General features: G+C 69.0%; 16 protein-coding genes. 11 read left to right on the forward strand and 5 right to left on the reverse strand.

Features of this window, described 5'->3' with window-relative positions; all coding sequences use genetic code 11:
- Positions 1 to 70: 70 nt before the first annotated feature.
- A complete protein-coding gene (locus tag HNR40_RS38440) occupies positions 71 to 1,984 on the reverse strand; it encodes an APC family permease (RefSeq protein ID WP_184970409.1) in 1,914 nt (637 codons plus the stop codon).
- A 138-nt stretch (positions 1,985 to 2,122) separates the two neighbouring features.
- Between HNR40_RS38440 and HNR40_RS38445 the strand changes: the two genes are divergently transcribed.
- Together HNR40_RS38445 and HNR40_RS38450 are read left to right on the forward strand one after the other, a co-directional pair.
- Entirely contained in the window at positions 2,123 to 2,266 is a 144-nt protein-coding gene (locus HNR40_RS38445; RefSeq protein WP_184970411.1) for a hypothetical protein, read from the forward strand.
- Between the two features lie 77 nt (positions 2,267 to 2,343).
- The gene (locus HNR40_RS38450; RefSeq protein WP_184970412.1) at positions 2,344 to 3,618 is read left to right on the forward strand and encodes an FAD-dependent oxidoreductase; all 1,275 of its coding nucleotides are present in this window, start codon (positions 2,344 to 2,346) and stop codon (positions 3,616 to 3,618) included.
- Between the two features lie 30 nt (positions 3,619 to 3,648).
- Here the strand turns inward: HNR40_RS38450 and HNR40_RS38455 are convergent, their stop codons facing one another.
- The 4 genes from HNR40_RS38455 to HNR40_RS38470 are packed head-to-tail and all read right to left on the reverse strand — an operon-like array spanning position 3,649 to position 6,902.
- A complete protein-coding gene (locus HNR40_RS38455; RefSeq protein ID WP_184970414.1) occupies positions 3,649 to 4,662 on the reverse strand; it encodes a methyltransferase in 1,014 nt (337 codons plus the stop codon).
- Between the two features lie 34 nt (positions 4,663 to 4,696).
- The gene (locus HNR40_RS38460) at positions 4,697 to 5,887 is read right to left on the reverse strand and encodes a cytochrome P450 family protein (RefSeq protein ID WP_184970416.1); all 1,191 of its coding nucleotides are present in this window, start codon (positions 5,885 to 5,887) and stop codon (positions 4,697 to 4,699) included.
- 36 nt (positions 5,888 to 5,923) lie between these two features.
- Positions 5,924 to 6,397: a pyridoxamine 5'-phosphate oxidase family protein gene (locus HNR40_RS38465; protein WP_184970418.1), complete on the reverse strand. Its 474-nt coding sequence runs from the start codon at positions 6,395 to 6,397 to the stop codon at positions 5,924 to 5,926.
- A 49-nt stretch (positions 6,398 to 6,446) separates the two neighbouring features.
- A complete protein-coding gene (locus tag HNR40_RS38470; RefSeq protein WP_184970419.1) occupies positions 6,447 to 6,902 on the reverse strand; it encodes an anthrone oxygenase family protein in 456 nt (151 codons plus the stop codon).
- A 314-nt stretch (positions 6,903 to 7,216) separates the two neighbouring features.
- Between HNR40_RS38470 and HNR40_RS38475 the strand changes: the two genes are divergently transcribed.
- From HNR40_RS38475 to HNR40_RS38515, 9 genes are read left to right on the forward strand one after another with little or no spacing between them, the layout of a single operon-like run.
- Positions 7,217 to 7,522: a cupin domain-containing protein gene (locus HNR40_RS38475; protein ID WP_246509954.1), complete on the forward strand. Its 306-nt coding sequence runs from the start codon at positions 7,217 to 7,219 to the stop codon at positions 7,520 to 7,522.
- Entirely contained in the window at positions 7,519 to 8,790 is a 1,272-nt protein-coding gene (locus tag HNR40_RS38480; protein ID WP_184970423.1) for a beta-ketoacyl-[acyl-carrier-protein] synthase family protein, read from the forward strand. The genes HNR40_RS38475 and HNR40_RS38480 overlap by 4 nt, the downstream gene beginning before the upstream one ends.
- Positions 8,787 to 10,031 carry a ketosynthase chain-length factor gene (locus HNR40_RS38485; protein ID WP_184970425.1) on the forward strand — a complete coding sequence of 415 codons (1,245 nt, stop codon included), beginning with the start codon at positions 8,787 to 8,789 and terminating at the stop codon, positions 10,029 to 10,031. Before HNR40_RS38480 ends, HNR40_RS38485 begins: the two co-directional genes overlap by 4 nt.
- Complete coding sequence (locus HNR40_RS38490; RefSeq protein ID WP_184970427.1) at positions 10,028 to 10,282, forward strand: phosphopantetheine-binding protein; 255 nt, start codon at positions 10,028 to 10,030, stop codon at positions 10,280 to 10,282. The genes HNR40_RS38485 and HNR40_RS38490 overlap by 4 nt, the downstream gene beginning before the upstream one ends.
- 2 nt (positions 10,283 to 10,284) lie before the next feature.
- A complete protein-coding gene (locus HNR40_RS38495; protein WP_184970429.1) occupies positions 10,285 to 10,752 on the forward strand; it encodes an SRPBCC family protein in 468 nt (155 codons plus the stop codon).
- Between the two features lie 7 nt (positions 10,753 to 10,759).
- Positions 10,760 to 11,221 (forward strand): anthrone oxygenase family protein, encoded by a 462-nt coding sequence (locus HNR40_RS38500; RefSeq protein WP_184970431.1) that lies wholly within the window; start codon positions 10,760 to 10,762, stop codon positions 11,219 to 11,221.
- A gap of 44 nt (positions 11,222 to 11,265) precedes the next feature.
- The gene (locus tag HNR40_RS38505; protein ID WP_184970433.1) at positions 11,266 to 12,003 is read left to right on the forward strand and encodes an SDR family NAD(P)-dependent oxidoreductase; all 738 of its coding nucleotides are present in this window, start codon (positions 11,266 to 11,268) and stop codon (positions 12,001 to 12,003) included.
- Between the two features lies 1 nt (position 12,004).
- On the forward strand, positions 12,005 to 12,340 hold the full coding sequence (locus tag HNR40_RS38510) for an antibiotic biosynthesis monooxygenase family protein (protein WP_184970435.1): 336 nt from the start codon (positions 12,005 to 12,007) through the stop codon (positions 12,338 to 12,340).
- Positions 12,337 to 12,645 carry an antibiotic biosynthesis monooxygenase family protein gene (locus HNR40_RS38515; RefSeq protein WP_184970437.1) on the forward strand — a complete coding sequence of 103 codons (309 nt, stop codon included), beginning with the start codon at positions 12,337 to 12,339 and terminating at the stop codon, positions 12,643 to 12,645. Before HNR40_RS38510 ends, HNR40_RS38515 begins: the two co-directional genes overlap by 4 nt.
- Positions 12,646 to 12,666: the final 21 nt, after the last annotated feature.

The following is a 12,666-nucleotide window of genomic DNA, read 5'->3' on the forward strand; positions in this document are numbered from 1 at the left end:
TCAGGGCGCCAAGTTCCCTGAACGGCCGGACGTCGAATCCCATGATTGAGGCCCCACAGGCAGCGCGAGGCTAGCCGACGTGAACGATAGGGCGGCGGTCGGGGTCGGGTTCGGCTTGGCGGAGGACTTCGCGGGTCAGGGGAGGGATGTCGCCGCCGCCGAAGACGAGATAGCGCAGCAGAGCGCCGATGGGATTGCCTTCGGCGGCCCAGTGGAAGTAGACGTGCGGGGTCTTGCCGGTCTGGTCGCGCAGGTGCAGCAGTAGGGCGGCGATGGAGTTGGCGATGGTGGTGCTGTGCATGCGCAGGATGCGAAAGCCGTGGCGTTCCTCGCCGGTGACGCGGAGTTCCCCGGCGAACTCGGAGGCATCCGGGACGGTGACCTCCAGGAAGAGGAGCCCTTCGCCGGTGCGCAGGCGGTGCAGTTCCCATGCTTCGCGGGCCTTGTCGACGTACTCCTTGGCGTCCCTGCCGTGGGGTTCGTTGGCGATGAGGTAGAGCTCTGCCGCTTCGTTGATGTAGCGGCGGGCCTCGTCGTCCAGGGAGATGCGGGTGACGCGCAGTTCGGTGGAGCGGGTGGCGCGCGAGACGAGGGAGACGACCACGATGGCCAGCACGAACAGCAAGGCGATGACGAGCCCGTCGGGACGTTCGATGATATTGGCGACGGTGGCGTAGGCGAAGACCAGGGTGACGAAGCCGAAGAACAGGGCGGGCCGGGTACGGCCTGCGGTCCAGGCCGAGAGGGTGACGGCGACGGCGGCGGACAGGATGAGGGCCAGCACGCCGGTGGCGTAGGCGCCGCCCTGTGTCTCGACTTCGGCGCCGAAGACCATGGTGATGACGAATGCTATGGCGGTGAAGACCAGGACCATCGGGCGTGAGGCTCGGGTCCAGTCCGGGGCCATGCCGTACCGGGGGAGATAGCGCGGCACGATGTTGAGAAGGCCGGCCAGCGCGGAGGCTCCGGCGAACCACAGGATGGCGATGGTGGACAGGTCGTAGGCGGTGCCGAACCAGTCGCCCAGGTATTCGTGGGCGAGGTAGGCCAGGGCTCGGCCGTTGGCCGAGCCGCCCTCGGCGAACTCCGCGGGCGGGATGAGCACGGTGGTGGCGAAGCTGGAGGTGATCAGGAAGACGCTCATGATGAGAGCGGCCGTGGTCAGCAGCTTGCGCGCGCCTTTGACCCGCTCGGCGAGGTCACCCTTGACCAGCGGCATGACGGCCACACCGGTCTCGAAACCGGACAGGCCCAGGGCGAGTTTCGGCATCACGTACAGCGCGACCGCGACCATGGCGAGCGGGCTGGCGTAGTCGGTGCTCAGCGCGTTCTGCCAGCCGGCCACCTTCTCCGGCGCCGTGAGCACATGTTGTACGGCCGAGCCCACCACGACCACGTTGAGCAGCAAGTAGACGGCCACCAGCACGACAGCGATGGAGATCGCCTCACTGAAACCCGCAAGGAAGACTCCGCCGAGCGCCGCGATCAGTACCAGCGTGACTGGAACCTGCCAGCTCGCCAGGAACTCCGGCACGAACGGATTGTGCAGGATGTGCGCGGTGGCGTCGGCCGCCGACAGGGTGATGGTGACGATGAAGGCGGTGGCCACGAACCCGAGCAGGAACAGCACCAGCAGCTTGCCGCGCCAGCCGGGCAGCAACCGCTCCAGCATCGACAGCGACCCGAGCCCGTGCGGGCTCTGCTCGGCCACCGCCCGATAGGTCGGCAGGGCGCCGAAGAGCGTCAGCGCCACCAGCACAAGTGTCGCGATGGGACTCAGTGCGCCGGCGGCCAGGGCGGCGATGCCAGGCTGGTAGCCCAGCGTGGAGAAGTAGTCCACGCCGGTCAGGCACATGACCTGCCACCAGGAATGCTGATGTTCGGGGGTTTCTTCTTCGTGGGGTGCGCTGCTCAGCCCTTCGGGGCGTTTGAGACCCTTCAGCAGCCATTGCCGCAGCGTTCGCTCCCGGACAGCGCCGGCCACCGGGCCACCTCCACTTTTGCGGCATGTCAGACGAATGCACGCTACTGAGCCCGAAGGTCGATCCCGCGCGATCAAGGCGTCAAAAAAACGTAAATATTGCCCGGCGCGGGCGCGGGTGATGGCTGGTCAGGGCAATCGGTGGGCGTTGACGCCGTCAACGACGCGAAGGTGGTCGTCAACGACGCGAAGGTGGTCGTCAACGACGCGAAGGTGGTCGTCAACGACGCGAAGGTGGTCGTCATCGACGACGCTGCGGACCGCAGCGATTGCCGCGTGCCCTGATCCGGGTTACCTTCGTAGCATCCATACGTTTGGTTGAGACATTCATCCGAATGGATGACTGTCGGGGACGGGGAAGCATGACCTTCCACGTAGCAGTCATCGGCGCCGGGGTGGGCGGGCTCTGTCTGGCCCAGGGCCTGCACAAGGCGGGCGTCGACGTCACCGTGTACGAGCGAGACCGCACACCGACCAACCGCCTCCAGGGCTACCGCCTGCACATCAACCCCCTCGGCGCCCAAGCGCTCCGCGAGTGCATGTCCCCCGAGCTGTGGCAGGCGTTCCTGGCCACCACGGGCAAGGGCGGCCTCGACTTCGTGTTCATGACCGAGCGGCTGCGGCCGCTGATCAAGCTGGAGGCCGGCGAGCGGGACGCCAACTGGCGCGACCACCACTCGGTCAGCCGGATCACCCTGCGCCAGATCCTCCTGACCGGCCTGCACGAGGTGGTGCGCTTCGACCGGACGTTCGAGCGGTACGAGCGCAGGGGAGACGGGCGGATCACGCTGCACTTCGCGGACGGCTCCACCGCGACCACCGACGTCCTGGTGGCCGCCGACGGCAGCGGCTCGCGGGTGCGGCAGCAGTACCTTCCGCAGGCCGAGCGGATCGACACCGGCATCACCCGCGTCGCCGGCAAGTTCCCGCTCACCGAGGAGACGAAGCGGCTCATTCCGGCTCACCTGTACGAGGGCCTGACCAACATCGTCCCGGCCAGGGGTTACTCGATGTTCTGCGCGCCGCACGACTTCGGTGGCGATCCGGTCGTGCTGCCCGGCGGCATCGGAGCCAGCGAACGCGAGGGCGCGATGCACGACAACACCAGCAGCTACATCCTGTGGGCCTTCGGCGCCGAGACCCGGCAGTTCCCGGCGGACGCCGCCGAGATGCCGGGCGCCGCGATCCGCGACCTCGTCACCGGCATGATCGGCAACTGGCACCCGGACCTGCTCCGGATGATCGACATGACTCCTCCGGAGACGGTGTCGCTGCTGCCGATCCGCAGCGCCGTACCGACGGGGCCATGGGCCGCCACGAACGTCACGCTGCTCGGTGACGCCATCCACACCATGGCCCCGCACCTGGGCCTCGGGGCCAACACCGCGCTGCGCGACGCCCGGCTGCTGTGTCAGGAACTGACCGCTGCTCAGGCGAAGGACGTCGTCGCGGCGATCGCCGCGTACGAGAGCCAGATGACCGTGTACGGCTTCGCCGCGGTGCGCGACTCCCTGAACACGGCCCGGCGGTTCGTCACCAGGAGCCCGCTGGCCCGCCTCGGCTTCCGCACCTTCCTGCGCACGGCCCAGCGGATCCCGATGCTGAAGGAACGCGCCTTCGCGGCCGGAGCCGCCTGAACCCCGACCGCAAGACACCGCCCGGTGTCATCAGACCGGCTTGTCGCCGATGAGCAGGGTACTGAGCTCGTTCAGCGCGACCGGCGGCCGGACCTCGAATCCGGCCTCCTTCAACCACCCGAGGCCCTCGGCGACCGTGTACTCCGAGGATCCACTGATCATCGCCATGTTGAGGCTCATCAGGAGCCCGAAGGCCGCGTCGCGCCGCTCGTCGTCGATCATGCTGTCGTAGATCAGCAAGGTGCCGCCGGGGGGCAACTGCTCGAACGCCCGGTTCACCAGCGCCCGGCGACGCTCGTCCGCCCAGTCGTGCAGCACGTGGCCGAAGATGTACACCTGGGTGTCGGGCAGGTCGTCGGTGAAGAAGCTGCCCGCCTGGTAGCTGACCCGGTCACGCAGGTCGCTTTCGCCGCCTTCCTTCTCGATGAGCTCGTCGAAAAGGGGCTCCAGCGGGGGCAGGTCGAAGGTCACCCCGCGCAGGTGCGGGTGGGCGGCGGCCAGCCGCATGGTGAGCAGTCCGCGGCAGCCGCCGAGGTCGGTGAAGGACTTGACCGTGTCCCACGCGTACCTCTCCGCCAGCGGGCGGCCGAGCAGCACCGCGTAGCCGTCCATCGCGTCGGCGAAGTGGCGGGTGCGCGTGGGGTCGGCGTACAGGCCCTCGGTGAAGTCGGCTTCCGACAACTGCTGGACCAGGCTCTCGCCTGAGCGCAGGAAGTCGGGCAGCTTGCCCCACGCCGGGTAGAGCCGGCGCTGGTTGTGGGCGAGGAAGCCGCCGATGTACTCCGGCCGGCGCGGGTCGAGGTAGGTCGCGGTCAGGGGACCCGCCTTGTACGCGGAGCCGTTCCGCGCGAGCAGGTCCATCGCGACCAGCGAGTCCAGGTAGTCGCTCGTCAGCTTGGGATGCAGGCCGAACTCGCGCTGGATCTCCTCGGCGGTGGCTGGCGCGGCGCAGATGCGGGCGAACAGTCCCAGCTCGATCCCGGCGAACAGGGCCTGCGCCTGGAAGAATCCCGTCGCTGTCCTGACAAGGGGTGTTGCGGACATCCGGCGTCCTTTCTCAACGATCCAGAGGAAAAGGTCAGGGGTTGAGCCGCAGAGGGAGCGCGTGCAGGGAACGCTGGAAGAAGTCGCGGTGCCAGCGCACCTCGGCGGGGTCGCACGCGAGCGTCATGTTCGGGAACCGGCGCAGCAGCGCGGTGATGGCCACCTGCGCTTCGAGCCTCGCCAGCGGCGCGCCCAGGCAGTGGTGCACACCGTGGCTGAAGGCCAGGTGCGGGTTGGGATTGCGGGTGATGTCCAGCCGGTGCGGGTCGGGGAACGCCGCCGGGTCGCGGTTGACCGAGTGCACGGGGACGATGATCAGGGCGTCCGCCGGGATCACGGTTCCGGCGATCTCGATGTCCTCCTTGGCGTGCCCTTCGATCAGGGCCAGCGAGCTGTCGTAGCGGAGGAACTCCTCCACGGCGGAGCCGATGAGGTCGGGGCGCGCGGCGAGCAGGGCTTGCTGGCCGGGGTTGCGCACCAGAGCGTGCATGCCGTTGGTGATCAGGTTCACGGTGGTCAGGAAGCCGGCGAAGATGAGCAGCATCACCGTCGCGACGAGTTCCCGCTCGGACAGCTGGTTCTCGCCGTCGCGGGCCTCGATCAGCCCCTGGATGAGGTCGTCGCCGGGAGTACCCCTCCGACGCTCGATGAGATCGCGCACGTACGCCCCGATGCTGGCCTGCCGAGCCCGGAACACGTCGACCGGGCTGCCGGTGAACTCCTCCTCCATGAACCAGAAGATGCTCTTCTCGCGCAGGTTGGCGAGGTCCTCCGGGGGCAGTCCCAGGAGCTCCCCGATGACCATCATGGGCAGGGGGAAGGAGAAGTCCTCCATGAGCTCCACCTCGCCCGCCTTCTCCATCTTGTCGAGCAGCTCGTCGGTGAACCGCTCCACCTGGGGGCGCAGGAGCTCGATCCGGCGGCGGGTGAACGCCTTCTGCACCAGCTTGCGCAGCCGGGTGTGTTCGGGAGGGTCGGTGCTGACCATGTTGTCGGCGAACGAGCTCTCGGCCTTCTGCCCGTCCTCCTTGACCACGTCGGAGTGGTGCGCGGCTTTGCTGAAGCGGGGATCGCTGAGCAGAGGGCGGGCGTCCTCGTAGTGCGGGACGAACCACGCTTTCAGCCCGATGGGGGTGTCCAGGTGGTGTACCCGCCCCTGCGCGCGCAACAGTTCATAGAAGGGGTAGGGGTCGATCAGGGCCGAATGAGGGATGTCGCCGATCATCTGCGCTCCTCAGGTCTGAGAGGTTTCTCAAGCAGGTCAGACGACCCAGCGGCCGTGGGTCATCACGGTGCGGCCGGGGATCTCGCCGCGGTGCCGCCAGGCGAGGACGCGCCGGGGCGTGAGGAAGAGATAGACGCAGCCCGGAACGCGGGTCGGGTTCACCGGGAGGTCCCCGAGCACGCTCGGGGCGTCGGGAGGCAGGTCACGATGCGCGATGATCTCCACGGTGCCGTCGATGAGGACGACGTCGGTGGGATCGCCGAGCGCGACGCGGCATTCGGCGCGCCGGCGCAGGTTGCGCACGGTCACGTGCTGCTTCCGCGTGGCCATCACCAGGCGGGCGCCGTCCCACACGCAGCCGAGCGGGACGAGGTGGGCGCCGGACTCGCCGCCGGTCGCCAGCCAGGCGTACCTCTCTGTTTCGAGTTTGCCGAGCACGTCGGCCTTGCGCTGGGCGAGGTCGCGGGGCGGTGCGAGGCCGACGCCCCGCGCGGTGCCGGTCGCGGACATGTGAATCCCTTCGGCTGAGATCTGGTATCAGAACGCGCAGAGCTCTGTTTCAGAACGCGGAGACCGCCGCCGCGGCATTTCCCACGAGGGCCAGCACGGCGAATGTCGTCCGGACCATGTTCCATTTGGCCCAGGCGCTTCTCGGGTCTTTCCAGTCGGCTGGAATGGCCCGGGGGTCGAGTGATTTGACCCGCCGGTTGATCGGCACGTTCCTGGTCTGCGAGACCGCGCCGACGCCGACCAGGCACACGGCCGAGGCGATGAACAGATTCTGGCTCAGGCTGTTTTCGGCGATAAAGGCCAGACTGATGTCAAGAACCGTCGACGTGCCGACGATGATCGGCATCATGGGGTCGTAGGCGCGGCCGAGCAACTTGTGGGCCGCGACGTAGCGCTCCGGTGTCATCGCCTGCATGGCCGGCCACACGCCGATGGCGTGGGTAAACAGCACACCGGCGGCGAGCCCGCTGGTGACCAGCACGGCGGCGGTGAGAATGTGGGCCATCACGTATGTCGCTCCTTCCTCTGTCACCACCCGAAGTATCCCGCCGGCACCTTGAGGCGGACTCGAATATCGGTGGGGGAATAGCGCCGAGCGCCATTTGCGGAGGGCTTGAGCACGCTTCGAGTATTCCTCTAGCCGGCGCCGCCATGCTGCTGTCAGCAGAGTCGTCCGCCTGAATGGGAGGCTTCGACGTGACGATTACTCGGGCATCAAAGATCATAGCCAGCGAGATCACACCTAATCGGCGGCGTGGCGGTGACATTCGTGTTCTGCTCGGCCCTGCGACGGTGGGAGCGACGTCCGGATTCATGGGAATGCTCACGCTGGAGCCGGGGGAGTTCGTGTCCGAGCATTACCACCCTTACTCGGAGGAGTTCCTTTGCGTCATTCGGGGTGAATTGACCGTTCTGGCGGACGGCACGCCGGTCCGGCTCAGTCCGGGTGAGGCGCTCCACATTCCCATCGACGTCAGGCACCGGGTCGAGAACACCGGCGACGCGCAGGCCATGGTCGTGTTCCACCTCAGCCCGCTCGCGCCGCGGCCGGACCTCGGCCACGTCGACACCGAGCCGCAGCCCAACCCCGCCGAGCCCTCGCTCAACGTGGGGGAGAAGCGATGAACCGCAGGCGGGTGGCCCTCACCGGCATCGGTGTCGTGGCTCCTGGCGGCACGGGCCGCAAGGCGTTCTGGGAACTGCTGACGGCCGGCCGTACCGCGACGCGGACGATCTCGATGTTCGACGCCGGCGCGTTCCGGTCGCGCATCGCGGCCGAATGCGACTTCGACCCGGCCGTGGAGGGACTCAGCGCACGCGAGATCCGGCGCATGGACCGCGCCGCGCAGTTCGCGGTCGTCTCCACCCGCGAGGCGCTGGCCGACAGCGGCCTCGACCCCTCCGACCTGGAGCCGATGCGCACCGGCGTGACCCTGGGCAGCGCCGTCGGGTGCACCATGAGCCTCGAAGAGGAGTACGTGGTCGTCAGCGACTCCGGCCGAGGCTGGCTCGTCGACTCCTCCTACGGCGTCCCGCACCTGTACGGGCACCTGGTGCCGAGCTCGCTGGCCGCCGAGGTCGCCTGGGCGTCCGGCGCGGAGGGCCAGGTCACGCTCATCTCGACCGGCTGCACCTCTGGGCTCGACGCCGTCGGGTACGGGGCGCGGCTGATCGCCGAGGGCTCGGCGGACGTCGTGCTGGCCGGTGCGACAGATGCCCCGATCTCACCCATCACCGTGGCCTGCTTCGACGCGATCAAGGCGACGTCGCCCAGGAACGACGACCCGGCCCACGCCTCCCGCCCGTTCGACCGCGAGCGCAACGGCTTCGTGCTGGGCGAGGGTGCGGCCGTGTTCGTGCTGGAGGATTTGGAGCGAGCCCGGCGCCGCGAGGCTCATGTCTACTGCGAGATCGCCGGGTACGCCACGCGCGGCAACGCGTACCACATGACCGGGTTGAAGCCGGACGGCCGGGAGATGGCGGAGGCCATCCGGGTCGCCCTCGACCAGGCCAGGCTGAACCCGGACGCCGTCGGCTACATCAACGCCCACGGCTCCGGCACCAAGCAGAACGACCGGCACGAGACGGCCGCGTTCAAGCGCAGCCTGGGTGAGCACGCCTACCGGACCCCGGTCAGCTCGATCAAGTCGATGGTCGGGCACTCGCTCGGCGCGATCGGGGCCATCGAGGTGGCCGCCAGCGCGCTGGCGATCGAGCACGGCACGGTGCCGCCGACGGCCAACCTCGAGACGCCGGACCCGGAGTGCGACCTCGACTACGTGCCCCACGTGGCGCGCGAGCAGCCCGTCGACGTGGTGCTCAGCGTGGGCAGCGGTTTCGGCGGCTTCCAGACGGCGATGGTGCTCACCGCGCCCGGACTGGAGGTCGCATGACGACCGCCCCCGTGATCACGGGGATCGGTGTCATCGCCCCCACCGGTCTCGGCGCGGAGGCGCACTGGTCCGCGACGCTGAGCGGGACGAGGGCGATCGACACGATCAGGCGATTCGAGAGTGGTTACTACCCGGTGCGCGTGGCCGGAGAGGCCAGGAACTTCGTCGCGACCGGTAACGTGCCCGGCCGGTTGATCCCGCAGACCGACCACTGGACCCACATGGCGCTGGTGGCCACCGACATGGCGCTCGCCGACGCGGGTGTGGACCCGTCGGCCCTGCCCGAGTACGAGATGGGCGTGGTCACGGCGAGTTCCGCGGGCGGGGTGGAGTTCGGCCAGCGCGAGATCCAGGAACTGTGGAGCAAAGGCCCGAGGCATGTGGGCGCCTACCAGTCGATCGCCTGGTTCTACGCGGCGACCACCGGTCAGATCTCGATCCGGTACGGCATGCGCGGCCCGTGCGGGGTCGTGGTCGCCGAGCAGGCCGGCGCCCTGGAGTCGCTCGCGCAGGCCCGCCGGGTGCTGGAGGACGGCGCCCGCCTGGTCGTGAGCGGCGGCACCGAGGCCCCGTTCAGCCCGTACGGCCTGACGTGCCAGATCTCCAACGGCCTGATGAGCACTCAGGGCGATCCCGCGCTCGCCTACCGGCCCTTCGACACCGGCGCCAACGGCTACGTGGCCGGCGAGGGCGGAGCCATCCTCATCGTCGAGGACGCCGCGAGCGCCCGAGCGCGCGGAGCGGAGAAGGTCTACGGCGTGATCGCCGGCCATGCCGCCACGTTCGATCCGGCCCCGGCCACCGGACGCCCGCCCGCGCTGCGCCGGGCCGTCGAGCTGGCACTCGCCGAGGCGGGGCTGGCGCCGGGGGACGTCGACGTGGTCTTCGCCGACGCCGCCGGCACTCCGGAGCTCGACCGGGCCGAGGCCGAGGTGATCGCGGCCGTCTTCGGCGCCCACGGGGTGCCGGTGACGGCGCCCAAGACCATGACCGGCCGGCTGTACGCGGGCGGGCCGTCCCTGGACGTGGCCACCGCGCTGCTGGCCATGCGCGACTCGGTGCTGCCGCCGACGGTCGGCGTGGCCGAGCTCGTCCCCGACTACGAGATCGACCTGGTCAGGGACGAACCCCGCCCCTGCCGGGTGCGCTCCGCACTGATCATCGCCCGCGGCTATGGCGGGTTCAACGCCGCGCTCGTGCTGCGCGCACCCAACAGCACCGCGACAGGAGGAGACCGATGAAGGAACTCACGCTTGACGACCTGCGAAGCCTGATGCGGCTCAGCGCCGGTGAGGACGAGTCGATCGACCTCGACGGCGACATCATCGACACCACGTTCAAGGACCTCGCCTACGACTCCCTGGCCGTGCTCGAAATGGCCAGCCGCCTGGAGCGGGACTGGGGCGTGATCGTGCCCGACGAGGTGGCGGCCACGCTGGAGACGCCCCGCGCGGTCCTCGACTACGTCAACGAGCGGGCGGCGGTGAACTAGCCATGGCCGGAGGACACACCGAGAACGCGATCGTGATCGCGGCGCCGATGGAGCTGGTCTGGACCATGACCAACGACGTCGAGTCGTGGCCGAACCTGTTCAGCGAGTACGCGAAGGTCGAGGTCCTGCACCGCGAGGGCGACATGGTCCGCTTCCGCCTCACGATGCACCCCGACAAGGACGGCAACGCCTGGTCGTGGGTGTCGGAGCGGACCGCCAACGCCAGGACGCGCACGGTGCAGGCGCACCGCACCGAGCTGGGCTGGTTCGAGTACATGCACCTGCACTGGGAGTACGCGGAGGTCCCCGGCGGCGTGGAGATGCGCTGGATCCAGGACTTCCGCATGAAGCCGGACTCCCCGGTGAACCTGGAGCAGATGACCAACCGGATCAACGGCAGCTCGCCCGGCCAGATGAAACTGATCAAGGAGAAGGTCGAGCAGGCGGCACAGCGGGCCGGGAAGTCGTGAGCCGGCCATGACCGAGGTGGCGCTGCCGCTGGCCCTGCTGGCCAACGGCCTTGCCGCGGGCGTGCTGATGGCCACCGTGCTGGGGGTCGTCCCGTTCTACATGACGCTCACGGCCGGCGACTACGTCAGGGCCCACGCGTTCGCCGTCGGGCGGTACGACCCGTTCCAGCCCGCCTGCCTGGTGGTCACCCTCCTCGCCGACGTGCTCGTCGCGGCGGTGGAGCCGCGCTGGGCGGGGCGGCTGCTGTGCGCGGCCGCCGCCCTGGCGGCCGGCTCGGTGGTGGCCATCTCGCTCACCCGGAACGTTCCGATGAACCGCTGGGTCAAAGCGCAGGATCCTGACGCGCTGCCACCCGGCTGGGACATGGACGCCTTCCGCCGCCGGTGGGCGCGGTGGAACAAGACCCGGACGGGGCTGGCCGTACTCGCTCTCACGCTGAACACCGGCGCCGCAGTCGCGCTGCTCTGAACAGCAGCCCGCGACACCAACCGCGAACCCAGAGGAGACCCATCATGAGCTTCCGGCTTGAGGGCAAGAACGTCCTGGTCACCGGAGGGACGAGAGGGATCGGCCGCTCGGTCGTGCTCAGCCTGGCCCAGGAGGGCTGCAACGTCGTCGCGTGCTACCGCGGTGACACCGAGGCGGCGGCACGGCTGGAGCACGACCTGTCCGTCACACCGGGCAAGCACGGCGTCATCCAGGCCGACGTGGGCAAGGCGGACGAGGTCGTCAGGCTGATCGACGAATGCCGTACGCGACTCGGCACGCTGGACGTCGTCGTGCACAACGCCGGCGCCATCAGCCACATACCGTTCGCCCAGCTCGAGCTGGAGGAGTGGCAGCGGGTGCTGGACACCAACCTCACCGGCATGTACCTCGTGGTGCGCGGCGCGCTGCCGCTGATGTCGGAGGGCGGCTCCGTGGTCGCGATCGGCTCCAAGGCGGCGATGGTCGGCGTACCCCTGCGCACGCACTACACGGCCTCGAAGGCGGGAGTCCTCGGCCTGGCCAGATCGCTGTGCAAGGAGCTCGGCCCGCGCGGCATCAGGATCAACGTGATCGCGCCCGGGATCATCTCCACCCACGCCGCGGAGGGCCTCACCCCCGAGCAGGAGGAGCGCTACCGCAACATGACCGCGCTCGGCCGGCTCGGCGAGCCGGAGGAGATCGCCGACGTCGTGCTGTTCCTGGCCAGCGACCGCTCCCGCTACATGTCCGGCGAGACCGTCCACGTCGACGGAGGGATCTGAGATGGGCGACAACGCGCAGGTGTTCCGGGTGATGCTGAGGATGCAGATCATCCCGGGCAAGGAGAAGGACTTCGAGCGGGTCTGGTACTCCGTCGCGGATGTGGTCGGCGGCGATCCGGCCAACGTCGGCCAGTGGCTGTCGAAGAGCGCCGAGGAAGAGGGCGTCTACTACATCATGAGCGACTGGGTCGACGAGGCCAGGTTCCGCGCGTTCGAGCGCAGCGACGCGCACGTCGAGCACCGCAGGAAGCTGCACCCCTACCGCTCGCACGGCACGATGACGACCCTGCACGTGGTGTACGACCTCGGCCGCGAACGCTCAGAGGCGGGCCGATGAGCGGCGCGGTCCGCGTCCTGGTCTTCTACTCGGCCGCCGCCGGTCACGAAAGCTCGGTGATCGACGCCTACCGGCGGGTCAGCATGGGGATGCGCGGCACCGCGGGCCTGCTGAGCAGCCAGCTCCTCCAGTCGGCGCTGGACCCGAGCGAGTTCGCCGTGCTCAGCGAGTGGACGAGCCTGTCGCAGTTCAACTCCTGGGAGCAGGGCTCGCGGCACAAGGGGCAGACGTCAGCGCTCCGGTCATACCGCGACGACGACAGCGGCAAAGGCTACGGGATCTATGAAGTCGTGGACCAGTTCTGAAGGACGGCCGGGCCCTGGGGA

This window comes from Nonomuraea endophytica (genome assembly GCF_014203235.1).
Lineage (GTDB): Bacteria > Actinomycetota > Actinomycetes > Streptosporangiales > Streptosporangiaceae > Nonomuraea > Nonomuraea endophytica.

Coding starts and splice junctions, on each gene's coding strand:
- HNR40_RS38450 (WP_184970412.1), top strand. CDS start 2,344: ATGACCTTCCACGTAGCAGTCATCGGCGCCGGGGTGGGCGGGCTCTGT.
- HNR40_RS38455 (WP_184970414.1), bottom strand. CDS start 4,662: ATGTCCGCAACACCCCTTGTCAGGACAGCGACGGGATTCTTCCAGGCG.
- HNR40_RS38460 (WP_184970416.1), bottom strand. CDS start 5,887: ATGATCGGCGACATCCCTCATTCGGCCCTGATCGACCCCTACCCCTTC.
- HNR40_RS38465 (WP_184970418.1), bottom strand. CDS start 6,397: ATGTCCGCGACCGGCACCGCGCGGGGCGTCGGCCTCGCACCGCCCCGC.
- HNR40_RS38470 (WP_184970419.1), bottom strand. CDS start 6,902: ATGGCCCACATTCTCACCGCCGCCGTGCTGGTCACCAGCGGGCTCGCC.
- HNR40_RS38475 (WP_246509954.1), top strand. CDS start 7,217: ATGCTCACGCTGGAGCCGGGGGAGTTCGTGTCCGAGCATTACCACCCT.
- HNR40_RS38480 (WP_184970423.1), top strand. CDS start 7,519: ATGAACCGCAGGCGGGTGGCCCTCACCGGCATCGGTGTCGTGGCTCCT.
- HNR40_RS38485 (WP_184970425.1), top strand. CDS start 8,787: ATGACGACCGCCCCCGTGATCACGGGGATCGGTGTCATCGCCCCCACC.
- HNR40_RS38490 (WP_184970427.1), top strand. CDS start 10,028: ATGAAGGAACTCACGCTTGACGACCTGCGAAGCCTGATGCGGCTCAGC.
- HNR40_RS38495 (WP_184970429.1), top strand. CDS start 10,285: ATGGCCGGAGGACACACCGAGAACGCGATCGTGATCGCGGCGCCGATG.
- HNR40_RS38500 (WP_184970431.1), top strand. CDS start 10,760: ATGACCGAGGTGGCGCTGCCGCTGGCCCTGCTGGCCAACGGCCTTGCC.
- HNR40_RS38505 (WP_184970433.1), top strand. CDS start 11,266: ATGAGCTTCCGGCTTGAGGGCAAGAACGTCCTGGTCACCGGAGGGACG.
- HNR40_RS38510 (WP_184970435.1), top strand. CDS start 12,005: ATGGGCGACAACGCGCAGGTGTTCCGGGTGATGCTGAGGATGCAGATC.
- HNR40_RS38515 (WP_184970437.1), top strand. CDS start 12,337: ATGAGCGGCGCGGTCCGCGTCCTGGTCTTCTACTCGGCCGCCGCCGGT.